This window comes from Microbacterium galbinum (assembly GCF_023091225.1).
GTDB lineage: Bacteria > Actinomycetota > Actinomycetes > Actinomycetales > Microbacteriaceae > Microbacterium > Microbacterium galbinum.
Window position 1 is genome coordinate 584,467 of sequence record NZ_JAHWXM010000001.1, and the last position, 24,341, is coordinate 608,807.

Below are 24,341 nucleotides of genomic sequence, written 5' to 3' on the forward strand. Positions count from 1 at the left end.
CGGAGCTAGCCGGCCTCGCGCCGCGCGAGCTTCGCCGCGAGATCGACCAGCACCTCGGGTCGCGCCAGCAGAAGGCGCTGCTCAGGGTGACCGATCAACTGGTCGAGCAGCAGTTGAGCGCCGACGACCGTCGGGCGCCAGTACCCTCCGACGTGGTGGCGTCCGAGATCGAGGCGCTGCGCCTCTCCGCGGACGATGAGCTCCACCGAGCCGTCATCCGGTCCGATACCGACATCCTCCTGCGCCGCCGCAGCGAGAATTCCCAGCCCGATCGTGCTTGCCAGCCCCGGGTAACGGAATCCCGTCGTCGGAACGTCGAGCCGCACCGACGAGAGGTGCTCCCACGCGAACACCCGGCCTGCTCCGGCCCCGTGCCGGTGCACGACGACGTCTTCCGTGAGGCGGAGGTGGCCGCGCCCCGGGTCACCCACGACGAGCGCGCCCTCAGCGACGATGAGCGGACCGTAACGCCTCATTCCGCCGAAGACACCTCGCCGAGCGCCTCGGGTCCCTCCGTCACCAGCAGGTGGAACTGCGCGGCGTCGAGGATGCGGATGCCGAGTTCCTCGGCCTTGCCAAGCTTGGATCCGGCCCCCGGTCCTGCGGCGACGAAGTCGGTCTTCTTCGAGACGCTCGAGGCCGCTTTTCCGCCGGCCTGGATGATCGCCTCCTGGGCGCCTTCACGCGTGTACCCGTCGAGCGAACCCGTGGCCACGATCGTCAGCCCCTCGAGCACGCCTCCGGCCGAGACGGCGGCTCCGGGGCCGGGGTGTCCGGGAGTCGCCCATTGCACTCCCGCCGCCGCCCACTGATCAACGATCGCGACGTGCCAATCCACGTCGAACCATGCCAGAAGGGAGTCGGCGATGATCCCGCCCACTCCTTCGACGGCCGCCAGCTCCTCGCGAGACGCCCCACGGATCGCATCGAGCGAGCCGAACCACTGGGCCAGTGCGCGCGCCGCGACCGGTCCGACGTGACGGATGTTGAGCGAGACGAGCAGGCGCCAGAGTTCCTTGGTCTTCGCCTTCTCCAGCTCCGCCAGCAGCGTCACGGCTTGGGACGACGGTTGAGGACCTTCGACACCCGACTTCTTCTCGGCTGCCGTCGGGTTGCGACGGAACGGCGCACGGGTCTTGACGATGCCGTCGTCGTCCTGCTTGGGCAGGCCGGTCTCGGCGTCGCGCACGAACAGCTCGATCGGGACCAGCTGCTCCAACGACAGGTCGAACAGGCCGGCCTCGGTCACGAGCGGCGGCTCCGCCGGTGAGGTCGGCTGAGTGAGCGCGGCCGCCGTCACCTCACCGAGCGCCTCGACATCGAGCGCACCACGCGAACCGATGTGCTCGACACGACCGCGCACCTGGGCGGGGCACGAGCGGGCGTTGGGGCAACGCAGATCGATGTCGCCCTCCTTCATCGCCCGCAACTCCGTGCCGCACTCGGGGCAGACCTCCGGCATCACGAACTCGCGCTCCGACCCGTCGCGACGCTCGACGACCGGTCCCAGCACCTCGGGGATCACGTCGCCGGCCTTGCGGAGCACGACCGTGTCTCCAATCAGCACGCCCTTCGCCTTGACCACGTCCTTGTTGTGCAGCGTGGCCTGGCGCACGACGGAACCCGCCACCTGCGCCGGGGCCATCACCGCGAAGGGTGTGGCGCGCCCGGTACGCCCGACCGAGACGACGATGTCGAGCAGCTTCGTCTGCACCTCTTCGGGCGGGTACTTGTAGGCGATCGCCCACCGGGGCGCCCGGCTCGTCGCGCCGAGCTCGTCGTGGAGTTCGAGTTCGTCGACCTTGACCACGATGCCGTCGAGCTCGTGTTCGATGTCGTGACGATGCTCGCCGAAGTACTCCACGAAGCCGGTGACCTCGTCGATGCTCGCGCAGACCTTCGTGTGCGGGCTCGTCGGGAGGCCCCAGGTCGAGAGGAGCTCATACACCTCGCTCTGAGCCGCGACCGGCGGGTTCTGCCAGGCGCCGATGCCGTGCACGTAGAGAGCGAGGGATTCGATGCGCAGCAGTCCCGCCTCGAGCTCGAGGCCGTCCTTCTTGTCGATCTGCTGGCGCAGCCCGCCACTGGCGGCGTTGCGGGGGTTGGCGAACGACGGGAACCGACGAGCGGCCGCCGTACGCGCCTTCTCCTCGTCGAACGGGCGCTTCGCACCGGTGCGGGCCTCCCAGCGCGCGAGCGCATCGGAGTAGGCGCGTTCCCGGAAGGACGCCTGCGCCGCGTTGAGTCGCTCGAACGCGGCCACCGGGATGAAGACCTCGCCGCGCACCTCGACGATCGCGGGATGCCCTTCGCCGTCCAGGCGCTCGGGGATCTCCGGCAGCCGCAGCGCGTTCTCGGTCACGATCTCGCCGACCCGTCCGTCGCCGCGCGTGGCCGCGGAGGTGAGGACGCCGTTCTCGTAGCGGAGATTGATCGCAAGACCGTCGATCTTCAGCTCGGTGAGCCACGCGACGTCACGACCGGCGGAGGCGCGGGTCTTCGCCGCCCACTCCCGGAGCTCGTCGAGGGAGAAAACGTTGTCGAGGCTGAGCATGCGCTCGGCGTGCTCGATCGTCGCGAGCCCTGTCGTCTCGGCCGCGCCGACCATCTGCGTGGGCGAATCCTGACCCTGCAGCTCGGGATGCAGACGCTCGAGTTCTTCGAGCCGACGCATCCACCCGTCGTAGGTCGCGTCGTCGACCAGCGAGGTATCGCGACCGTAGTAGGCATCCTTCGCTTCGAGGATGCGAGTGGTCAGCTCCTCGGCCTCGGTGCGGGCGTCTTCGAGCGAGATGATGTCGGGCACCCGGCAAGTCTACGAGCGGGCACCGACATTCGGAGGGGCGCCGCTCAGGCGTCGACCGGAACCGCCGAGACCGTCCGGTCGATGGTGAACTGGCCGAGCACGCGCGTACCGACGTAGAGCACCGCGGTCTGTCCGGGGGCGACGCCGTCGAGCGGCACGACCGGCACCACCCGCACGCCGTCTGCATCGACGGAAGCGGTCGCCTCGACCGGCTCGGCATGGGCGCGGATCTGCACGTGGCAGTCGAAGTCGGATGCCGTCGGCGCTGCCCCCGCCCAGCTGAATCTCGCGCCCGAGATCTCGCGGATCGCGAGCGCCTCCTTGGGGCCGACGACGACCGTGTTCGACACGGGACGGACCTCGAGCACGAAGCGCGGCTTGCCGTCGGCGGCCGGGATGCCGAGCTTCAGGCCTCTGCGCTGTCCGACCGTGTAGCCGTGCGCCCCCTCGTGCGACCCGACGACGGCGCCGCTGCGGTCGACGATCTCGCCGGTCGCGGTGCCGACCTTCTCGGCCAGCCAGCCGCGCGTGTCGCCGTCGGGGATGAAGCAGATGTCATGGCTATCGGGCTTCTGCGCGACGCTCAGGCCGCGCTCCGCGGCCTCCGCGCGCACCAGAGCCTTGGACGGCGTCGTCCCCAGCGGGAAGTACGTGTGCGCGAGCTGCTCGGCCGTGAGCACTCCCAGCACATAGGACTGATCCTTCGCGTTGTCGGATGCGCGATGCAGCTCGAGCCCGCCCTCGCCGTCCACGAGTGTGGCGTAGTGCCCCGTGCAGACCGCATCGAAGCCCAGTTCGATCGCCCGCTCCAACAGTGCCGCGAACTTGATCTTCTCGTTGCAGCGCATGCACGGGTTGGGGGTGCGACCCGCCTGGTACTCCGAGATGAAGTCATCGATCACGTCGTCGCGGAACCGCTCCGAGAAGTCCCACACGTAGAAGGGGATGCCGAGCCGGTCCGCCGCGCGGCGCGCATCCATGGCGTCCTCGATCGTGCAACATCCGCGGCTGCCGGTGCGGAGAGTGCCACCGGCACGCGAGAGCGCGAGATGCACCCCCACGACCTCGTGGCCGGCCTCGACCGCGCGCGCCGCGGCAACGGCGGAGTCCACTCCGCCACTCATCGCCGCCAGGATTCGCATGGATCCAGTCTACGAGCGTGCGGCTGTGCCGGCGCCGGATGCGCGGAGATAGGCGTCTCCGATCACCTCCACGACGGCGGTGACGTCGTCGTCCGTCGACGTTCGTCCCAGGCTGAACCGCAGGACGCTCCGCGCATCCTGCTCGCTCCGCCCCATCGCCCGCACCACGTGCGAGGGCTCCGCGACCCCCGCCTGACACGCGGACCCGGTCGAGGCGGCGACGCCCGCGGTGTCGAGCAGGAAGAGCAGACTCTCCCCCACCGCCCCGGGAAAGAGGATGTGCGCGTTGCCCGGGAGCCGATCGACCGGGTCGCCGAGCAGCACGGCCTCGGGCACCCGCGCTCGGATGCCGGCGACCAACCGGTCCCGCAGCGCGCCGAGTCGGATCGCTTCGGCAGGACGCTCACGCTCGGCGAGCTCGAGAGCCGTGGCGAAGGCGGCGGCGCCCGGGACGTCCTGGGTACCGGCGCGGAGGCCGCGCTGCTGCGCCCCGCCCCGGAGCAACGGAGCCATGCGCGCGGTCCGGGCGACGATCAGAGCACCGACGCCGACCGGCGCTCCGATCTTGTGCCCGGCGAGGCTGAGGGCCACGAGCCCGACTCCCGTTCCGGCGTCACCGCGGAGTCGCCGGAACGACAGCGGCAGATGGCCGAGCGCGGCGACGGCATCCAGGTGCAGGGGCACGCCGGCCTCCGCCGCAGAGGAGGCCAGCTCTGCGGCGGGGTTCACCGTGCCCGCTTCGTTGTTCGCGACCAGCGCGGTGGCGAGGGCGGCTCCGGGGAGTGCCGCGGCGAAACGCCCCGGATCGATGAGCGCCGCCGAGGTCAGGGCGACGGGGCGCACGACCGCCCCCTCACTCTGGAGGGATTCCACGGTGTCCATGGTCGCGTGATGCTCACCGTCGGGCAGGACGATCGCGTCGCGTCCCTGAGCGCGGGCGCGCCAGCTCCCCTGGAGCGCGAGATTGATCGACTCGGTCCCGCCCGAGGTGAAGACGATCTCGATCGGGTCGGCGTCGAGCACCTCGGCCACCCGTTCACGCGACTCCTCGAGGAGCCGACGGGCATCCTGTCCGGCGCCGTGCGTCGACGATGCATTGCCGATCGTCTCGCTCGCGGCGAGCCAGGCATCGCGCGCCTCCGGGCGCAGCGGAGTCGTCGCGGCGTGGTCGAGATAGTGCATCTCTCCACTCTCCCCCATTCCGACGTGCATCGGCGCGCGGAACCCGGTTCCCACTGGTCCGACACCCGAGCACAGCACTCTAGGGTGTATTCATGCCCGAGACCCGAGTCTTCGCCGCGCCCGGCGGCACCACCCTCGACGATCTCGGCGTGCGTTTGCACGACGGGGTCGGCACGCTGCGCGTCTGGTCGCAGAATGCGTCCTCCGTCGAACTCGTGGTGTTCGACGCCACCGATCTCGACTGGGCGACCGACCAGGTCTCCCTCGAGCGCCTCCCGGGCGGTGTGTGGGAGGTCACGACACCGCTCCTCCAGCCCGGAACCCGGTACGCGATCCGCGTCGGTGGCCCGCACGGACCGGGCAATACGTTCAACCCCGAGACGCTGCTCCTCGATCCCTACTCCCGCGGCCTCGCCCAGGGCGGCGGGTACGAGGAGTGGCGGTCGGTCGTGATCGTCGACGGTTTCGACTGGGGGGACTCCCGCAAGCCGCGTGTCCCGCTCGACCGCACGATCATCTACGAGGGCCACCTCAAGGGCCTCACCAAGCGACAGCCCGATGTGCCGCCCGCCCTCCACGGCACCTACGCCGGGCTCGCCCACCCGGCGATGATCGAGTACTTCCACACGCTCGGGATCACCTCGATCGAACTCCTCCCCGTGCACGCGTTCGTCCCGGAGCCGCGCCTGCTCGAGCGCGGGCTCACGAACTACTGGGGCTACAACACGCTGAACTTCTTCACCCCGCACACCGCCTACGCCTCGGAGGATGCACGCAAGGAGGGACCCGAAGCGGTCCTCGCGGAGTTCAAGGGGATGGTGCGTCTGCTCCACGAAGCCGGGCTCGAAGTCATCCTCGACGTCGTCTACAACCACACCTCCGAGGAGGGCATCGGCGGGCCCCGCTCCAGCCTGCGCGGTCTCGACAACGCGAACTACTACCGCCAGGACGCGAGCGGCGCGTACATCGACACGACCGGTTGCGGCAACACCCTGAACACGTCGACGGATGCCGGTGCACGCCTCGTGCTCGACTCCCTGCGCTACTGGGCGCAGGAGATGCAGATCGACGGGTTCCGCTTCGACCTCGCGACGTCGATCGCCCGCGACGCGGACCACACCTACTCTCCCGAGCATCCGCTCCTGACGGCGATCGCGAACGATCCGGTGCTGCGCGACACCAAACTGATCGCCGAGCCGTGGGACGTGGGGCTCGGCGGATGGCAGACCGGCAACTTCCCGGCCGGGTGGCACGAGTGGAACGACCGCTACCGCGACCGCGTGCGCAACTTCTGGCTGAGCGACATCGACTACGCGCGTCGGGCGTCGGCGCCGGTCGGCATCGGCGGATTCGCGACGCGACTCGCCGGATCGTCGAACACGTTCGAGGAGAAGCGCGGGCCGCTCGCGAGCGTCAACTTCGTGACCGCCCACGACGGCTTCACCCTGCACGACCTCGTCTCGTACGACGTCAAGCACAACGAGGCCAACGGCGAGCACAATCGCGACGGCGCGGACACGAACCGCGCCTTCAACCACGGTGTCGAGGGACCGACCGACGACGCCGCGATCCTCTCCGCCCGCCGCAAGGCGATGCGCAATCTCCTCGGCACGCTGCTGCTCTCGGCCGGTATCCCCATGCTCACCGCGGGCGATGAGGTCGGTCGCACGCAGCGGGGCAACAACAATGCCTACGCACAGGACTCCGCACTCACGTGGCTGGCCTGGGACTACGAACCGTGGCAGCTCGACCTGCAGGCGCACGTCGCACGCCTGATCGAGCTGCGCTCGCAGAACCCCGCACTGCGCCCGAGCCGGTACGCGCGCCTCGGCGAGCACATCCCGAACGCCTCGGTGATGGACTGGTTCGACCAGAACGGCGAGACGATGGAGAGCGATCAATGGACGGATCCGGGCAACCGCACGCTCCAGTACGTCGCGGCATCCACTCCGGATGCCGAGGACGCGAATCGCATCCTCCTGATCGTGCACGGCACCGAGTCCCCGATCGACGTACGGCTGCCCGAGGAGATCGAGGGCGCCACCCGCTTCGTGTCGCTCTGGTCCAGCGCGGACGAGCGTCCGTCGGACGACCGTGAGGTGTTCGCGCCCGGTGACGTCCTCCCCGTCGCCGGCACGTCGATGCGACTTTTCCTGGTCGAATGATGTCGGGTCGCGACGCGCTTGTCCACCCGGTATCGGAGGTCTGACCGGAGCGGTACATTCGGGATGTGGCTGCACGCGTCGGAAGTTCTCCCTCGGCTCTTCGGAGCCCCGCCCAGATCCCCCTGCGTCCCCGCGCGGACGAACCGATCACCGAAGGGGTGACCACCGGCAGACTCCCGCTCACGAACGTGCAGCCCTCCGTTCCCGGTGGGTTCCCGCCCAAGGCGTTCGTCGGCGAGGTCGTCCCGTTCAGCGTGGTCTCGTTCCGTGAGGGTCACGACATCATCGGGGTCCATCTCCGGCTCACCGCACCGGACGGCGCCGAGAGCCTGCACCGACTCGCTCCCCGTGAGGACGGCACCGACACCTGGGCGGCGGAGATCGCGCTCGATGCCCAGGGATCGTGGACGTACCGTTTCGAGGCGTTCTCCGACGATTTCGCGACGTGGGCGCACGCCGCGGAGCTCAAGGTCGCCGCCGGGGTCGACGTCCCGGTGATGGCGGCGCTCGGAGCCGAGATACTCCAGCGCGCAGCGACGGAGCGCGATCGTCCGGCCGCAGAGCGCAAGCGGCTGACCGCCGCGGCGGCCTCCCTCGCCACCGGGGACGCCGCAACGACCTCGGCGCTGTCGACGGATGCCGACCTCGCGCGCGCGTTCGCCGATCGCCCCGTCACCGCCCTCCGTTCCGCGACGCCGGACCATCGGCTCGTGGTCGACCGCACCGCCGCCGGCGTCGCGTCCTGGTACGAGTTCTTCCCCCGCTCCGAAGGCGCCAAGCGCCTCAAGGACGGAACGGTGAAGAGCGGCACGTTCCGCAGCGCGACGAAGCGACTGCCCGGTGTCGCGGCCATGGGCTTCGATGTGCTCTACCTCGTGCCGATCCATCCCATCGGTACGACGAATCGCAAGGGACGCAACAACACGCTGACCACCGAGCCCGGCGACCCGGGGTCGCCCTACGCGATCGGCGCGGCCGAGGGAGGGCACGACGCCATCCACCCCGAGCTCGGCACCGCCGCCGACTTCCGTGCATTCGTCCGCGCGGCGAAGAAGGAGGGGCTCGAGGTCGCGCTCGATCTCGCCCTCCAGGCGTCTCCCGATCACCCGTGGGTCTCCGCGCACCCCGAATGGTTCACCACGCTGCCCGACGGCACGATCGCGTACGCCGAGAACCCGCCGAAGAAGTACCAGGACATCTACCCGCTGAACTTCGACAACGACCCGGCGGGCATCTACGCCGAGATGCTCCGGATCGTGCAGCACTGGGTCGCGCAGGGCGTGAAGATCTTCCGGGTCGACAATCCGCACACCAAGCCCCTGCAGTTCTGGGAGTGGCTCATCGCGACCGTGAACGCCCAGGACCCCGACGTCATCTTCTTGGCCGAGGCTTTCACCCGCCCCGCCGTCATGCGCGCGCTCGCCGCCGCGGGCTTCCAGCAGAGCTACAGCTACTTCACGTGGCGCAACACCAAGGCCGAGCTCGAGGAGTTCCTGACCTCGGTGTCGCACGAGACCAGCGACTACATGCGCCCCAACCTCTTCGTGAACACGCACGACATCCTCACCGAGTACCTGCAGTTCGGCGGGCGCGCGGCATACCGGGTACGAGCCTGCATCGCCGCGACCGCCGCACCGCTGTGGGGCGTGTACGCCGGTTACGAGCTCCTCGAGAACGTCGCCCGTCCCGGGTCCGAGGAGAACATCGACAACGAGAAGTACGAGTTCAAGTTCCGCGATTGGGAGGGCGCCGAGGCCCGCGGCGAGTCCCTGGCTCCGCTGTTGCGCCGACTGAACGAGATCCGCCGACAGCATCCCGCGCTGCGTCAGCTCCGCAACTTCGACGTGCACTGGAGCGACGACGACCACGTGCTGGTCTACAGCAAGCACCTGGATGCTGCTTTCACCGGAACCGGCTCCCCCGACACGCTGATCGTCGTCGCCAACGTCGACCCGCATTCCGTCCGCGAGACCACCGTGCACCTCGACACCTCGCGCTGGGGGGTCCCCCTCGGTGAGCAGTTCGAGGTCGAGGATCTGCTCACGGGAGCGGTGTGGACCTGGTCGGATCACAACTACGTGCGCCTCGACGCCTTCGCCGAGCCCGTGCACATCCTGAAGGTGAGGCACCGCCCATGACTTCCATCGACGACCTGACGGCATCCGCCGAGTGGCAGGCGGTGTCCTCGGGCACCCACCACGACCCGCACGCCGTCCTCGGCGCCCACCCGCACAAGGATGGCGCCGACCGCACCGTCACGGTGATCCGTGCGCGCCGACCGCTCGCCTCGTCGGTCGCCGCCGTCTTCGGCAACGGCCAGCGACTCGACCTCGCCCACGTCGCTCAGGGGATCTGGGAGGCGCAGCACGACGGCCCGCCCGTGCCCTACCGTCTCGCGACGGCCTATGGAGACGACGAGGAGACCGTCGTCGGCGACCCCTATCGCCATGCGCCCACCCTCGGCGACGTCGACATCCATCTGATCGCCGAGGGCCGGCACGAACGCCTCTGGCACGTGCTCGGGGCGCATCCCGGCGACGTCGACGGAGAGACGGGGGTCGCGTTCGCCGTGTGGGCGCCCAACGCCACGGCCGTGCGCGTGATCGGCGACCACAACGGATGGAGCGGAGAGTCCCACGTCATGCGCTCCATGGGCGCCAGCGGCGTCTGGGAGCTGTTCGTGCCCGATCTCGCGGTCGGCACCCGCTACAAGTATCAGATCCGTACGCGCTCCGGGGAGTGGATCCTCAAGGCCGACCCGATGGCGCAGTGGGCCGAGGTACCGCCGGACACGGCGTCGGTCGTCACGGCATCGTCGTATGTCTGGAGCGACGGTGCATGGATGACCCGACGCGCCGCCACGCATGCCGTCGCGCAGCCTCTCTCCGTCTACGAGGTCCACATCGGCTCCTGGCGGGGCGGTCTCGGGTATCGGGACCTCGCCGAGCCGTTGATCGAGCACGTGACGACGACGGGGTTCACCCACGTCGAGTTCATGCCGGTGGCCGAGCATCCGTTCGGCGGGTCCTGGGGCTATCAGGTGAGCGGCTACTACGCGCCCACCAGCCGGTTCGGGACGCCCGACGATCTGCGGTACCTCATCGATCGTCTGCACCAGGCGGGCATCGGCGTGATCATGGACTGGGTTCCGGGGCACTTCCCGAAGGACGCGTTCGCGCTGGCCCGCTTCGACGGCCAGCCCCTGTACGAGCACCCGGACCCGCGTCGTGGCGAGCACCAGGACTGGGGAACCCTCATCTTCGACTACGGCCGCCCCGAGGTGCGAGGATTCCTCGTGGCCAACGCGCTGTATTGGCTCGACGAGTTCCACGTAGACGGTCTCCGCGTCGACGCCGTCGCATCGATGCTCTACCTCGACTACTCGCGCAACGAGGGCGAGTGGGAGCCGAACATCCACGGAGGTCGCGAGAACCTCGAGGCCATCCGGTTCCTGCAGGAGGTCAACGCGACGTCGTACCGGCTGCACCCCGGGATCATGATGATCGCCGAGGAGTCGACGAGTTTCCCCGGAGTGACCGCACCGACCGACCATGCCGGTCTCGGATTCGGCTTCAAGTGGAACATGGGCTGGATGAACGACTCGCTCCAGTACATCGCCCGCGATCCGATGTACCGCGCGCACCACGAAGGCGAGATGACGTTCTCGTTCGTATACGCCTTCGGCGAGAACTACCTGCTGCCCATCAGCCATGACGAGGTCGTCCACGGCAAGGGCAGCCTCGTGACCAAGATGCCCGGCGACCACTGGCACAAGCTCGCCAACGTGCGCGCCTACCTCGGCTACATGTGGGGCCACCCCGGCAAGAAGCTGCTCTTCATGGGCCAGGAGTTCGGTCAGCTCGCCGAATGGTCGGAGTCACGTGAGTTGGACTGGTGGCTGCTCGACCAGCCGTCCCACGCCCAGCTGCAGGACTTCGTCGCGTCTCTCAACGCGGCGTATCGCGTGCAGGCGCCGCTGTGGGCCCGCGACAGCGATGCCTCGTCGTTCTCACGTCTGGGAGCACCGAGCTGGGATCCGACCGTGATCGCGTTCGAGCGCCGCGACGGTCACGGCGGACGCGTCGTCGTGATCAGCAACTTCTCCGGCATCGAGCACGTCGGCTACCGCCTCGAACTCCCCCGTGAAGGCGTGTGGGAGGAGATCCTCAACACGGATGCCTCGGCGTTCGGAGGCCGCGGATCGGGCAATCTCGGTGTCGTCGTCGCGCACGTGGAGGACGGCGGTCCGGCGACGGCGACGATCACCCTCCCGGCGCTGTCGACGCTGTGGCTCCGGTACCAGACCGACCCCCACGTTCCGAGCGTCACCCGCGGCTAGGGCGACCCGAGCCGGAAGCGGTGATCAGAAGAGGAGCGAGGTCAGGCGGTTCCGCGCCGAGACGACGCGAGGGTCGCCGGCACCGATGAGTCCGAACAGCTCGACGAGACGCTCGCGAACCGGTGTGCGCTCATCCGACGGGAGCTGTGCGAACAGATCGAGGAGACGTCCGAAGGCATCGTCGACGTGCCCACCCGCGAGATCGAGGTCGGCGACGTCGAACTGTGCCGCGATGTCGAGCGGTGCCGCCGCGGCGGCGGCACGAGCGGTCTGCAGATCGAGCGACTGCACGCGATCGAGCAACCGCACCTGTCCGAGCCCGGCGATAGCGTCCTCGTCGCGGGGGTTCTCCACGAGCGCCTTCTCGTACGCGACAATGGCGGCGGCGTAGTCGCCCGCCTCGATCGCAGCGAAGGCCTCGGCATGAAGCGGCGGCAGCGCGGGCTCCTCGGGAGCCGCAGCCTCCTCGCCGACCGGCGCGCCGTCGACCGCCAGCGAACCGGTCACGCCGTTCTGCGCGGCGAGCTGCAGCAGCTGCGCGAAGACCGCGCGCACCTGCTCCTCGGGAACGGCGCCGTTGAACATCGGCACGGGCTGTCCGGCGATCAGGGCGACGACCATCGGGATGGACTGCGCGCGGAAGCTCTGCGCCAGCTGCGGATTCGCATCGACGTCGACCTTCGCCAGCAGCACACGCCCGCCCAGCTCGCGGGTGACCTTCTCGATGATGGGGCTGAGCTGCTTGCACGGCCCGCACCACTCCGCCCAGAGGTCGACGACGACGGGCACCGTGCGCGACAGCTCGAGCACCTGCCCGAACGTCTCGTCGGTCGCATCGATCACGAGATCGGCGAAAGGTGTGCCCGCGGCGGGCGCCGCCGGGGCGCCGGGCGCGGGAGCGGCCGGCCGGTTGCGCAGGCTCGACAGGTCGACGGCACCACGCAGCGCCGCAGGAGACAACTCGGTCACTTGATCACCTCTACGGAGACGAGATCCTGACGCGATGCCAGGAGTTTGATCTGCTCGGTGGATCCCTGCGCGGGGACCGAGAAGAAGAGCTGGAACTCATAGGTCGTCACGACGCCCTTCGCGGACTCCGAGACGCCGGTGAGAGCATTGGCCTTCGCGTTGTCCCCGAAGCGGATGACGGCGTCGGCGGACGTCGGCTTCACGGTCTCGGCGTCGGTCAGCGTGATGCCGACGATCGCTCCGCTGTCGAGGGTCGTCATCGAGACGGCGGGGGTGTCGGTCGGCGCCATGTCGAAACTGACCTCGGACGTCTCGGCCGCACCGTTGTCGATGAGGTTCTGGACCACCGTCTGCCGACTGTCGCGGATCGAGGTCGCGAGCTTCTGCGAGAGATCGTCGAAGAGCCCGTTGGAGGCGCTCTTCTCCCCCGTGTCGACGACGTCCGCGAACGCGGCGGCGAGTTCGCCGGGAGCGATGCTGAGGAAGGCGGAGTCATCCGGGACCAGCGCGGTGCCGAGCCAGGCGGCGGCGACGTCCGGGAACACCGCGTCCGCCGACATCTCCGCGATGTTCGTCACCTTGTAGTTCGACCACGGATCCTGCTGCGTCATGGTGAGCAGCACGGGCGGGACGGTCTCGTCGTCCGCGCTCTTGGAGAGCAGGAGCGTCGTACGGGGCCAACGATCGGTCGCCTCGGGGAGCACGACCTCCACGTCGTCGGTGGGGATCGCGGCGGGAACGGGAGAATCGGCGATCGCGGTGCGCAGGGCGTAATCCGTCGTGCGAGCCGTCAGCGCCGGTCCGTCGAGCCGCGTCTTGGCGAGATCGAGATCGCGGTTCGTGTCGGCTTCGACGAGTGTGGTGGAGATCTCGCCGAGGATGCGTTCGGCCTGACCCTCGGTGACGGCCGGCGGCTTCTGGTTCTCGGGGGCGATCACCGTCGGAGTGGGCGACGGTGTCGCCTCGGGAGCGCCCAGTTGCGGCCACGAATCGGACGAGCAACCAGCCGCGAGCACCGCGGTGAGCCCGAGGATCGGTACGACGAGGAGACGGCGACGCCGGCGAGCGGGATCTGCGGCCTTCATCGTCGACTTCCCCTCGGTCTTCTCGTCCGTCTTCCCGCCGGTCTTCTCGTCTGCGGGCGCAGCGGGCTCGTCGACGATCTCGGCGTCCTGGACGTCGTCGTCGGTGGCCTGCGGCTTCGCCGGGGTCGCTCCGCTCTCTATCGCTGCGCGTTCGCCCGCGGGCAGGGAGGCGAGGTCGATGGGCTCGGTCACCGGGAGCGGACCCGGGCCCTTGCGACGCGGACCGCGACCGCGACGCTGATGACGGATGCCGAGCACGTAGAGGATCAGTCCCACCAGCAACAGCACACCCCCGCCTGCCATGAGCGGACCTGCGGCCGGGGTGGACGTGTCGAGCGGCCAGGACGCCACGATGTCGTCGGGCGCGTTCTCGGTCCCGTCGTAGGCGACGAGCACGCTGACTCCCTCGGGGAGACGGAGATTGTCGAGCGACAGCGAGTCGGTGTCGCTGAAGGAGTTCAGCCACAGGTCGGATCCGACGGGGTTGCGTCCGCTGTCTGCAGCGGGGTCGTCCTCGGCGGTCGGCTCCTCCGTCGCGGCGTCTCCCGAGTCGACTGCGTCATCCTCGGCCGCAGGCGCGGCGATGTGTTCGACCTGGAAGGATCCGTCGTCGTCGACGGTCACCTGGTTGTAGTCGGAGTCGGCGAGCCACGCCTCCATGTCGGCCGTGCGTCCGTAAGCGGAGAAGATGTCGCCGTCGCCGCTGATCAGCAGCGTCTGCGCGCCGGGGTGGGCACGCAGCACATCCCCGTCGAGCAGGATGAACGGCGCAGGCTCTTCGATCTGCACCTTCTCCTGCACCGAATCCGGCCCCATGAAGATGGTGCGCTGAGCGATGCCGGCACCGATCAGGGCCGCGGCCAGGACGAAGGCCACGACGGCCCATACGAAACGCACGAATAGTCTCCTCACGCATCCCGCACGATCGGCCGGGACGCAACACTCGACATTTCAGACTAGCGAAACCACCTGTGTGTTGCCCACAAGGGTGATTCCCCCGGTGTGGAACGGCACGTCGCGCGGGCTGCGCGTGGCACGATCGGTAGCCTGGCAGCACCCCGACACGAGGAGTCGAGATGAAGATCCACAACCCCTTCCGCACCGCCCTGGTGGCGACGCTCGGAGTGGGCCTCGGCATCCTCCTGATCGGAAGCCTGCAGAACCTCTCCACCGTCCTGCTGTACGTCGGCACCGCGCTGTTCCTCAGCCTCGGACTCGACCCGGTGGTCGCATTCCTCGAACGCCGCAAGCTCCCCCGCTGGCTCGCGGTGCTCGTCACCATCCTCGGAGTGCTGGGCGTCTTCGCGGGCATCGTCCTGATGGTGCTCCCCATCCTGGTCGATCAGATCAGCCAGCTCGTCCGGCGCATCACGCTGTTCCTGCAGAGCACCTACATCGGCGACGTGAAGGACTGGATCAGCGATGTCTTCCCGGGCCTGCAGCCCTCATTCATCGACGACACGTTCACGCGTGCGACCGACTGGCTGCTCGAGAACTGGGGAACGATAACCGAGAGCGTGATCGTGGTCGGCACCTCGATCATCACCGGCCTGTTCGGCGCTTTCATCGTGCTGATCCTCACGGTGTACCTCACGGCATCCACTCCCTCACTCAAGCGCGCCGTCTACCAGCTCGCGCCGGCCTCGAAGCGGGAGCGCTTCATCGACCTGGCCGACCAGATCACCGACTCGGTCGGGTACTACGTGATGGGCCAGGTCTCGCTCGGCGTGATCAACGGCGTGCTGAGCGCGATCTTCCTCTCAATCATCCAGGCGCCCTTCCCTGCCGTGCTCGCGGTCATCGCGTTCTTCTTCTCGCTCATCCCGCTCGTGGGCACGCTCACCGGCTCGACACTCATCGTGCTCATCTGCCTGATCCCGGGTCTCGGATCCCCCGCGACCGCGATCGCCGCCGGCATCTACTACCTGATCTACATGCAGATCGAGGCGTACGTGATCTCTCCGCGCATCATGAGCCGCGCCGTGTCGGTACCGGGTGCGGTCGTCGTGGTCGCCGCCCTCGCCGGCGGCAGCCTGCTCGGACTCCTCGGAGCGCTTATCGCGATCCCCGTCGCCGCGAGCATCCTGATCATCTACCGCCAGGTGCTCATCCCCCGCATGAACGAGCTCTGACGCCGCTCAGCGCGATGCCGGCCACTCTGTCGGCAGCGGGAGGGCCGCCGGGTGGACGGCGGCCACGATCTCGGTGAGCACACGGCGCGTCTGTGACTCCCCCACCCAGAGGTGCTTGCCGCCGTCGACGGCGATCAGCGTCGCATGCGGGATCGAGGCGAAGCGCTCACGCGCCTCCTCGGGCCGGAGGTAGTCGTCGAACTCGGGGACGAGGATCACGACCGGCCGATCGAACTGCGCCCACGCGGCGACCTCGGCGTCCGTGGCGCGATGCAGGGGCGGAGAGAGCAGGATGACGCCCGCGATCTCGTGATCCCGCCCGTATTTGAGGGCCAGCTCCGTGCCGAACGACCATCCGAGCAGCCAGGGGCGCGGCAGCTCGCGTTCGTGGACGAACTCCATCGCGGCGGCCACATCGAACTGCTCCGACGCTCCCCCGTCGAACGCCCCTTCGCTCGTGCCGCGGGGCGACGTCGTCCCCCGCGTGTTGAACCGCAGGACGGCGAGGTTCGCGAGGGCAGGGAGGCGCGCCGCGGCCTTGCGCAGGATGTGCGAGTCCATGAACCCTCCCGCGGTGGGGAGCGGGTGAAGAGTCACGAGGGTCGCGACGGGGTCGGCCCCTTCGGGGAGCGCGAGTTCACCGACGAGCGTGAGGCCGTCGGCCGTACGCAGCTCGATGTCCTCCCGCTGCGCGGGCAGTTCGAGCGGTCCGCGGATCTCGATGGTCACGATTGCCTCCAACAGTGTGTGTGCCAGTGCCTGCGTGCGGCGAGGTCGGCGGCATCGCCGAGGACTCCATCGGCGCGCCAGGCGACGAGATGAGCGGTGCCCGGTTCGATCGTGCGAGAGCACCCGGGGCACACGTAGGACTTCTGGGCCTGGATCGCCGAGACGGGCTGCACGGTCCACTCCGCACCGCGACGGGTCTCGGTACGCTTCCACCCCGCGAGGAGGCGTTCGAAGGACTCGTCGGCCTCAGCTCGCGAAGGAGGCCGCCTGCGGGAGCGGGGCATCGTGCCTGCTCACCACCAGTGGTTGTTGATCCAGAAGTTGTACGAGCCCGCCCAGCCGCCATACTTCCCGGCGTAACCGTTTGCCCAGCGCAGGTTGTCGACCGGGTCGTAGCCGTTGCCCGGCACCTTGCTGCAGGGCAGAGCCTGCACGAGGCCGCAGGCACCCGAACTGCTGTTCGTGGCGTTCGGGTTCCACCCGCTCTCGCGCGACACGATGTAGTCGACGTAGCCCCAGTCGGCTTCGGCGATTCCCGCCGCAGCCATCCAGTCCGCCGGCGCTCCGCCACCGGTGTAGAAGAGCGGGGCCGCGGGGGCCGTCCCTCCCGAATTCGAGTTAGAGGCCGTCGTCGGCGTGGGCGTGGGGGTCGGCTTCGGCGTCACGTAGACCTCGAAGGACCCGCGCTCGACCGGAGCGATCTCGGCACCTTCGACGGTCACCGTCAGGTTCTGGGTGTCTTCGAGTGCGACGGAATACGCGCTGTCCGGCGTCTCCTGCTCGGGCGGATCCGCGAGAGCGACGGCGGTCGGTGCGACCATCGCGGCCGCGAAACCGACGACCGCGAGCGATGCGAATGCCGCGACCACACCGCGGCGACGCGACCATCGACGAGTACCACGATGCGCGGAATTCGCCGTCGCCACAGGTACCGGCGAGGCGTCACGTCGTGCAGGTGTCATGTCGTTTCGGGAGTTCACGATGGTCGACAGTCTACGCAAGACTGCCTGGGACGGCCATGAGAAGGTCAGCGGACGGCGAGGATCACGTCGATCGCCGCGTCGAGCAGGGCGTCCACCTGCTCCTCGCGATAACCGCCGCGCTGCATCCGGAAGGCCGCCGAACGCAGCTGTTCCGCGCTCAACGCGTCGCCGTCGCGAAGGTAGCGCACGATGCGCGTCGCCACGTGGTCGACCTCGTCGACGCGGTATCCGAAGGTGAGTGCACCCGTGCGGGCGAAGCGGTGACGGCGCGGACGCGCGAGATGGTCGAGGATCACCTGAGCCTCGTCGCGCGCCTGCTCGACCCAGACGCCCGCGCCCTCGGAACGCACGGCACGATCGCGCTCGCGCGCGGCGAAAGCGTCCTCGACACGGCTCAGTGCGGCGTCGACGTCACCGACCACGTAGCCGCCCTTCACGAGCGGGAACGAGGCTGTGCGGACATCCGCCGCACCGAGATCTCCCCCGTGCTCGAAGGCGGCGCGCGCCGAGGCGAGGAAGGTGTCGACGGCCACAGGGTGATATCCCTTGGTGCGCCCCGTGGCGACGGCGAAGGCCGCACGGGAGGACTGCTGCTCTTCGGTCTTCTGGTCGTTCATGACAGCACCACCCAGGGAGAGAGGAGGAAGTAGAGGCAGAGGGCGGGGACCGTCGACGGCAGGATGCTGTCGAGCCGATCGAGCAGCCCGCCGTGGCCCGGAAGCCAGGAGCTCATGTCCTTGATCCCGAGATCGCGCTTGAGCATCGACTCACCCAGATCGCCCAGTGTCGCCGACAGCAGGATGGCGGCACCGAAGAGGAGCCCGCCCCACCACGGCAGTTCGAGAAGGTAGATCGCGAGCAGCACACCCGCGGTCAGCGAGGCGACGACCGCACCGGCGAAACCCTCCCAGGTCTTCTTGGGGCTGATCCGCGGAGCCATCGGATGCCGCCCGAAGGCGAGGCCGGCGGCGTACGCGCCGGTGTCGGCCGCGACCGCGATGGCGATGAAGCCGAGCACCCACCACTGTCCGCCCTCCTGCCCGAGCAGGATCAGTGCGATGGCTGCGAGGAAGGGAACGTAGACCTGCACGAAGCCGCCGATGACGGCATCCGCGAGTACATCACCGTAGGTGCGCCCGTCCTGAGCGAACATCTGCGCGATGAGCCTCCAGACGATGACGAATGCCACGGCGAGGAACAGCACGATCCAGCACAGCCAGATATCCGCGAAATAGCCGGAGAGCACGAGCGCGCCGGCAGCTACCAGCTGCGGGACGACATCGATCCGGCGGCCGGATGCCCGGAGAGCCCGCGCGAGTTCGTAGACCCCGAGCAGCGCAGCCGCCAGGGCGAACGGAACGAAGAGCACCTTGATGAACAGGAGGGAACCGAGAAGAGCCGCACCGAACGCGAGGCCGATGAGGATCGCGAGCACGAGGTCACGACCCGTGCGCTGCTTGATCCGCTCGTTCGCCTGGTCGATCTGGTCTCGGGCATGCGAGACGTGACTTCCGAACTCGTCGCGCTTCGCCCGCCACTGTTCACGGATGGCGTTGTGGTCCGCCGTGTCGATCATGTCGGGGATCACCACGGCCGGCTCGTCCGGGAGCGGAGGGCGGGGCGGGATGAGCGAGGCGTCGAAGGCGGGGAACGCCTCGTCCGCCAACGGGATGCCCGAGTCCGGCGTCGTCGCATCCCGCGCCTCGCGGCGGGTCAACGGCGCACCGTCCTCGGAATCTCGCGTGTCAGACATCCGTCCTCACACCTCGAGGAGTTCTGCCTCTTTGCGCTTGAGCGCGTCGTCGATGAGGTCGACGTGCTGGCGGGTGAGAGCATCGAGCTCCTTCTCGCCACGCGCGATCTCGTCTTCACCGACCTCGCTCTTGAGCGCATCGAGGTCGTCCTTCGCCTTGCGGCGGATGCCGCGGACGTGGACCTTCGCGTCCTCGCCCTTCGACTTGACGAGCTTGACGTACTCCTTGCGACGGTCGGCCGTCAGCTCCGGCATCGTCACCCGCACGAGATTGCCGTCGTTCGTCGGGTTCGCCCCGAGGTTCGGCATGTCGCGGATGGCCTGCTCGATCGCCTTGAGCGCCGACTTGTCGTACGGCGTGATGACGAGGGTGCGCGCCTCCTGGTTGACCATCGAGGCCAGCTGACCGATCGGGGTCGGCGTTCCGTAGTAGTCGACGAGGACCTTCTGGAAGAGCTGGGGGTTCGCGCGACCGGTGCGCACCGTGGAGAAGTCCTCCTTGGCAGCTTCGACCGCCCGGTCCATGCGGGTGGTGGTTTCAGCGAGGACGTCCGCGATCACGGTGACTCCTATCGTCGGGGTGTTCTGCAAATTCTATCGGGCGAAGCCTTCTCCGCCGCGTCACACACTCAGGTGGTGACCAGGGTGCCGATCGGCTCACCGAGAAGGGCGCGCGTCACGTTGCCCGCCGGCTCCATGCCGAAGACGCGCATGTTCATGTTGTTGTCCATGCACAGGCTGAAGGCGGTCGAATCGACGACCTTCAGTCCGCGCTGCAGCGCGTCGCTGTACGTGACCCGCTCGATGCGCTCGGCATCCGCGTGCTTGTTGGGGTCGGCCGTGTAGATGGCGTCGACGCCGTTCTTCGCGACGAGGACCTCCTCCGCGCCGATCTCGAGCGCGCGCTGAGCGGCGACCGTATCGGTGGAGAAGTACGGGAGGCCGGCACCGGCACCGAAGATGACGACGCGGCCCTTCTCGAGGTGACGCTCCGCCCGGCGCGGGATGTAGGGCTCGGCGACCTGGGTCATGGAGATCGCGGACTGCACACGCGTGGCCGCCCCGGCCTGTTCGAGGAAGTCCTGCAGCGCGAGCGCGTTCATCACGGTTCCGAGCATGCCCATGTAGTCGGCGCGCCCCCGGTCCATGCCACGCTGGCTCAGCTCGGCGCCGCGGAAGAAATTGCCCCCGCCCACGACGATGGCGACCTCGACGCGGTCGACGGCTGCGGCGATGTCGCGCGCGATCTGGCCGACGACATCCGGGTTGACACCCAGCTGACCGGCGCCGAATGCCTCTCCGGAGAGCTTGAGAAGGACGCGGCGGCGTCCGGTGCGTTCGGTCATGGGTGTTGTCCTCTCGTCCCGATTCAAGATAGTGCCTTCTGGGCATGAAGAAGGGGTTCGGATCTCACCGATCCGAACCCCTTCGACTCTGCTACGCGCCGACCTTGAAGCGCGCGAAGTCCGTCACGGTGATACCGGCGTCCTTCGCCACCTGGGCGACAGAGAGCTTGTTGTCCTTGGCGTAGTCCTGCTCCAGCAGGGCGACCTGCTTGATGAACGCGGAGACGCGGCCTTCGACGATCTTGGGGAGAGCCGCTTCGGGCTTTCCCTCGTTGCGCGAGATCTCGGTGACGATCTCCCGCTCCTTCTCAACGGCGTCAGCCGGAACGTCCTCGCGGGAGAGGTACGACGGGTTGGCGAACGAGATGTGCTGCGCGATGCTGCGAGCGGTGTCCGCGTCGTCGCCCGAGTAGGCGACGACGACACCGATCTGCGGCGGCAGGTCCTTGCTGGTGCGGTGCAGGTAGACCTCGACGTTGTCGCCGGCGATCGTACGCACACGACGCAGTTCGACCTTCTCGCCGATGATCGCAGCCTCTTCCGAGATCAGCTGCTCGACGGACTGACCCGCCGCGTCGGCGGCCAGGGCCGCCTCGACCGAGTCGGCCTTGACGGCTGCAGCGGCGTCGGCGACCTTGTCGGCCAGCGCGATGAAGCGGTCGTTCTTGGCGACGAAGTCGGTCTCGCACGCGAGCTCGATCAGCGTCACGGCACCGGCCTGCTCGCGAGCGACGACGAGTCCCTCGCTGGTCGAACGGTCAGCGCGCTTCGCGTTGCCCTTCGCACCCTTGAGACGCAGGATCTCGGTGGCCTTCTCGACGTCTCCGTCGGCCTCCTCGAGCGCCTTCTTGGTGTCGACCATTCCCGTACCGAGCTGCTCACGCAGCGCCTTGAGGTCAGCGATGGTGAAGTTGGCCATGTGTGGTGGCTCCTTGCTTCGTGATGTGTGTGGTGGTCGCGGGATTACTTGGCGTCTGCGGCCTCGGCGGCGGCGACCTCAGCGGTCTCCTCGCCGGAAGCGGCGGCGATCGCCTCGTCGTGAGCCTCTGCACCGGCCGCGTCGGCAGCGGTCTCGTCGGCGGCGGGCGTCTCGACGACGGCGGCCTCGTCAGCCGCGGTCTCGACGGCAGCGGCGTCAGCGGACTCCTGGACCTCCTGGGCGGGAGTCTCGAGGAGCTCCTTCTCCCAGTCGGCGAGAGGCTCGGCGTCGCCCGTCTCCGGGTTGTGCTTCTGCTGCAGGCCCTCGGCAGCGGCGTCGGCGATGATGCGCGTCAGCAGCGAGACCGAGCGGATCGCGTCGTCGTTGCCGGGGATCGGGTACTGGAAGTCGTCCGGGTCGGCGTTCGTGTCGAGGATGCCGATCACGGGGATGCCGAGCTTCTTGGCCTCGTCGATGGCGAGGTGCTCGCGCTTGGCGTCGACGACCCAGATGGCCGACGGCGTCTTGGTGAGGTTGCGGATTCCACCGAGCGACTTGTGCAGCTTGTCGAGCTCGCGCTTCTTGAGCAGGAGCTCCTTCTTCGTGAAGCCGCTGTTCGCCGGGGTCTCGTAGTCGAGCTCCTCGAGCTCCTTCATGCGCGCGAGGCGCTTAGAGATCGTCTGGAAGTTCGTGAGGAGTCCACCGAGCCAGCGCTGGTTGACGAAGGGCTGACCGACGCGCGTGGCCTGCTCGGCGAGGATCTCCTGCGCCTGCTTCTTGGTGCCGACGAAGAGGATCGTGCCACCGTGGGCGACGGTCTCCTTGACGAAGTCGTAGGCCTTGTCGATGTAGCCGAGCGACTGCTGCAGGTCGATGATGTGGATGCCGCTGCGCTCGGTGAGGATGAAGCGCTTCACCTTCGGGTTCCACCGACGGGTCTGGTGTCCGAAGTGCACGCCGCTGTCGAGCAGCTGGCGGATGGTGACCACAGCCATGGTCGTCTCCTTGTTCTGGCGCGGTGCGCCGTTGAGGTTTTCGCCGATCGTTCGATCGGACTTCCTGGTGCCCGGCGCACACCCGCCTTCCGAGGAAGGACCTGTGGGAGTGGATGCCACGACCGGAGTCGCTCTGGGCACGCGTAGTCACCCCGATTTCGAGGTGCCCCTCCAGCATACAGGACAACGACCGCCTGTCCTGCTCTCCACGGGCGGCGACATCGCGCACTTCTCCCCCGCCTCCGGGCCCGTCGCTCGGACTCACGTCTCGTCGGCCTGAACGACCCGCAGACTCTCGGCATGACCCCACCCGGACGTGTCTTCCTGATCGCCGCCCTCCTCATCGCGCTCGCACTCGGCGCGAACGATCCTGCGATCGCCGCCCTCGAGCCCGACCCCTCGGTCCGGTCCTACTCGTCGGAGAACGACGCCGCGTGGCGCTGGCCCCTCGACGGCCCGCGATCCGTGACGGCGCCGTACCGCGCTCCCGCTCACGCCTACGGGGCCGGCCACCGCGGGATCGACATCGCCGGCGTTCCGGGACAGGAGGTCCGTGCACCCGCGGACGGCGTCGTAGCCTTCCGCGGAACCGTCGTCGACCGTCCGCTGCTCACGATCGACCACGGCGCCGGATACGTCTCGACCTTCGAGCCGCTCGCCTCCTCCCTGAATCCCGGCGACACCGTGGTGGCGGGAGACATCGTGGGGGTCGTCGCGCAGGGTGGGCACAGCATGGTCGGCACCCTGCACGTGGGGGTGCGCCTCGACCGCGTCTACATCAATCCGCTCCTGCTCTTCGGCGCACCGGCCAGAGCGGTCCTTCTGCCGTGCTGCGACGGTTCGTGACGCCCGCTCAGGCGCGCGGGTGCGCGAGACGGTAGGTGGCGGTCAGTCGCTCGGCGGAGACGTGCGTGTAGATCTGCGTGGTACCCAGGCTGGCGTGGCCGAGGATCTCCTGCACGGCGCGCAGGTCGGCGCCGCCGTCGAGGAGGTGCGTCGCCGCCGTATGCCGGAGTGCATGTGGACCGACCGTCTCCGACCCCACGAGAGGGCCGAGCACTTCTGCCACCAGCGAGTACACCGCGCGCGGTCCGATTCGCCCGCCGCGGCTGCCGAGGAAGACGGCGGCACCGGGGGCATCGCTCCGGGCGACGAGCGCCGGGCGCGCGCGCCGCAGGTACGCGTTCAGCGCCTCACGGGCGGGCACCCCGAAGGGCACGACTCGTTCCTTGGCGCCTTTGCCGAGCACGCGCGCGGTACGGCGATCGACGTCGAGATCGTCGATGTCCAGTCCGCAGAGTTCGGAGACACGGATGCCGGAGCCGTAGAGCGTCTCGAGGATCGCATGGTCGCGGAGAGCGAGCGGGTCTCCGCCGGCGGTCGCGCGGATGCGGTGCTGCTCGAGAAGCGAAGTCATCGCGTCCTTCGAGGCCACGACCGGCAGGGTGCGACCGCGCTTCGGAGCGATCAGGCGGAGACTCGGATCGTGCGCGATGATCTCGTGCTCGGTCGCCCAGGTGAAGAACGATCGCGCCGCCGCCGCGCGGCGCGCCAACGTCGAGCGTGCATCTCCGCGCTGGGTCGCTTTCCACAGCCAGTCGCGGAGCACGTCGAGATCGACGTCCCCGATCGTGATGTCTCCGGCCGACGCTGTCAGGTCCCGCAGGTCGGAGCGATAGGCGCGCACCGTCGCCGCCGACAGCCGGCGCACCCGCTCGAGGTACTCCGTGAAGGCCTGGACGGCGGCGGCGAGCTGCATGGCTCCAGCATGCACCGGATGACGGTGCGAGAGATCG

At 68.8% G+C, this 24,341-nt stretch carries 21 protein-coding genes; 5 read left to right on the forward strand and 16 right to left on the reverse strand.

The window, feature by feature from the left end; translation table 11 throughout:
- Positions 1–5: 5 nt before the first annotated feature.
- Genes KZC52_RS02945 through KZC52_RS02960 form a run of 4 tightly spaced genes read right to left on the reverse strand, consistent with a single transcriptional unit; the run spans position 6 to position 5,130 of the window.
- Complete coding sequence (locus tag KZC52_RS02945) at positions 6–476, reverse strand: hypothetical protein (RefSeq protein ID WP_247622570.1); 471 nt, start codon at positions 474–476, stop codon at positions 6–8.
- Entirely contained in the window at positions 473–2,806 is a 2,334-nt protein-coding gene (gene ligA, locus KZC52_RS02950; RefSeq protein ID WP_247622571.1) for an NAD-dependent DNA ligase LigA, read from the reverse strand. Before ligA ends, KZC52_RS02945 begins: the two co-directional genes overlap by 4 nt.
- A 44-nt stretch (positions 2,807–2,850) precedes the next feature.
- A complete protein-coding gene (mnmA, locus tag KZC52_RS02955) occupies positions 2,851–3,948 on the reverse strand; it encodes a tRNA 2-thiouridine(34) synthase MnmA (RefSeq protein WP_281731222.1) in 1,098 nt (365 codons plus the stop codon).
- A 9-nt stretch (positions 3,949–3,957) separates the two neighbouring features.
- Positions 3,958–5,130 (reverse strand): cysteine desulfurase family protein, encoded by a 1,173-nt coding sequence (locus tag KZC52_RS02960; RefSeq protein WP_247622572.1) that lies wholly within the window; start codon positions 5,128–5,130, stop codon positions 3,958–3,960.
- Between the two features lie 92 nt (positions 5,131–5,222).
- On the opposite strand from KZC52_RS02960, the gene glgX reads away from it, so the two are divergent.
- From glgX to glgB, 3 genes are all read left to right on the forward strand, one after another.
- Positions 5,223–7,295: a glycogen debranching protein GlgX gene (gene glgX / locus KZC52_RS02965; protein ID WP_247622573.1), complete on the forward strand. Its 2,073-nt coding sequence runs from the start codon at positions 5,223–5,225 to the stop codon at positions 7,293–7,295.
- A 158-nt stretch (positions 7,296–7,453) separates the two neighbouring features.
- Positions 7,454–9,433 (forward strand): alpha-1,4-glucan--maltose-1-phosphate maltosyltransferase, encoded by a 1,980-nt coding sequence (locus KZC52_RS02970; protein WP_372491553.1) that lies wholly within the window; start codon positions 7,454–7,456, stop codon positions 9,431–9,433.
- Complete coding sequence (glgB, locus tag KZC52_RS02975; RefSeq protein ID WP_247622575.1) at positions 9,430–11,634, forward strand: 1,4-alpha-glucan branching protein GlgB; 2,205 nt, start codon at positions 9,430–9,432, stop codon at positions 11,632–11,634. The genes KZC52_RS02970 and glgB overlap by 4 nt, the downstream gene beginning before the upstream one ends.
- Before the next feature lie 24 nt (positions 11,635–11,658).
- Here glgB and KZC52_RS02980 read toward each other — a convergent pair whose 3' ends face one another.
- Entirely contained in the window at positions 11,659–12,603 is a 945-nt protein-coding gene (locus KZC52_RS02980) for a tetratricopeptide repeat protein (RefSeq protein WP_247622576.1), read from the reverse strand.
- On the reverse strand, positions 12,600–14,585 hold the full coding sequence (locus KZC52_RS02985) for a DUF8094 domain-containing protein (protein ID WP_247622577.1): 1,986 nt from the start codon (positions 14,583–14,585) through the stop codon (positions 12,600–12,602). The genes KZC52_RS02980 and KZC52_RS02985 overlap by 4 nt, the downstream gene beginning before the upstream one ends.
- A gap of 179 nt (positions 14,586–14,764) precedes the next feature.
- Here KZC52_RS02985 and KZC52_RS02990 point away from each other — a divergent pair, with 179 nt between their 5' ends.
- Positions 14,765–15,820, forward strand: a complete 1,056-nt coding sequence (locus KZC52_RS02990) for an AI-2E family transporter (protein ID WP_247622578.1) — start codon at positions 14,765–14,767, stop codon at positions 15,818–15,820.
- A gap of 6 nt (positions 15,821–15,826) precedes the next feature.
- Here the strand turns inward: KZC52_RS02990 and KZC52_RS02995 are convergent, their stop codons facing one another.
- The 9 genes from KZC52_RS02995 to rpsB form a co-directional block, all read right to left on the reverse strand.
- Entirely contained in the window at positions 15,827–16,543 is a 717-nt protein-coding gene (locus KZC52_RS02995) for an alpha/beta hydrolase (RefSeq protein WP_247624696.1), read from the reverse strand.
- Between the two features lie 2 nt (positions 16,544–16,545).
- On the reverse strand, positions 16,546–16,833 hold the full coding sequence (locus tag KZC52_RS03000) for an Rv1322 family protein (protein ID WP_247622579.1): 288 nt from the start codon (positions 16,831–16,833) through the stop codon (positions 16,546–16,548).
- A 9-nt stretch (positions 16,834–16,842) separates the two neighbouring features.
- Positions 16,843–17,418: an aggregation-promoting factor C-terminal-like domain-containing protein gene (locus KZC52_RS03005; protein WP_247622580.1), complete on the reverse strand. Its 576-nt coding sequence runs from the start codon at positions 17,416–17,418 to the stop codon at positions 16,843–16,845.
- 158 nt (positions 17,419–17,576) lie between these two features.
- Positions 17,577–18,149 carry a DivIVA domain-containing protein gene (locus tag KZC52_RS03010; RefSeq protein ID WP_247622581.1) on the reverse strand — a complete coding sequence of 191 codons (573 nt, stop codon included), beginning with the start codon at positions 18,147–18,149 and terminating at the stop codon, positions 17,577–17,579.
- Positions 18,146–19,285: a phosphatidate cytidylyltransferase gene (locus tag KZC52_RS03015; protein ID WP_247622582.1), complete on the reverse strand. Its 1,140-nt coding sequence runs from the start codon at positions 19,283–19,285 to the stop codon at positions 18,146–18,148. The genes KZC52_RS03010 and KZC52_RS03015 overlap by 4 nt, the downstream gene beginning before the upstream one ends.
- Positions 19,286–19,291: 6 nt before the next feature.
- On the reverse strand, positions 19,292–19,846 hold the full coding sequence (gene frr / locus KZC52_RS03020) for a ribosome recycling factor (protein WP_247622583.1): 555 nt from the start codon (positions 19,844–19,846) through the stop codon (positions 19,292–19,294).
- A gap of 68 nt (positions 19,847–19,914) precedes the next feature.
- Positions 19,915–20,631: a UMP kinase gene (gene pyrH, locus KZC52_RS03025; RefSeq protein WP_247622584.1), complete on the reverse strand. Its 717-nt coding sequence runs from the start codon at positions 20,629–20,631 to the stop codon at positions 19,915–19,917.
- Positions 20,632–20,722: 91 nt separating this feature from the next.
- Positions 20,723–21,550, reverse strand: coding sequence for a translation elongation factor Ts (gene tsf, locus KZC52_RS03030; RefSeq protein WP_247622585.1), 828 nt, complete (start codon positions 21,548–21,550; stop codon positions 20,723–20,725).
- 44 nt (positions 21,551–21,594) lie between these two features.
- Positions 21,595–22,545, reverse strand: a complete 951-nt coding sequence (rpsB, locus tag KZC52_RS03035) for a 30S ribosomal protein S2 (protein WP_247622586.1) — start codon at positions 22,543–22,545, stop codon at positions 21,595–21,597.
- 300 nt (positions 22,546–22,845) lie between these two features.
- Between rpsB and KZC52_RS03040 the strand changes: the two genes are divergently transcribed.
- The gene (locus KZC52_RS03040) at positions 22,846–23,391 is read left to right on the forward strand and encodes a murein hydrolase activator EnvC family protein (RefSeq protein ID WP_247622587.1); all 546 of its coding nucleotides are present in this window, start codon (positions 22,846–22,848) and stop codon (positions 23,389–23,391) included.
- Between the two features lie 7 nt (positions 23,392–23,398).
- Here the strand turns inward: KZC52_RS03040 and KZC52_RS03045 are convergent, their stop codons facing one another.
- Positions 23,399–24,304 (reverse strand): tyrosine recombinase XerC, encoded by a 906-nt coding sequence (locus tag KZC52_RS03045; RefSeq protein ID WP_247622588.1) that lies wholly within the window; start codon positions 24,302–24,304, stop codon positions 23,399–23,401.
- Positions 24,305–24,341: the final 37 nt, after the last annotated feature.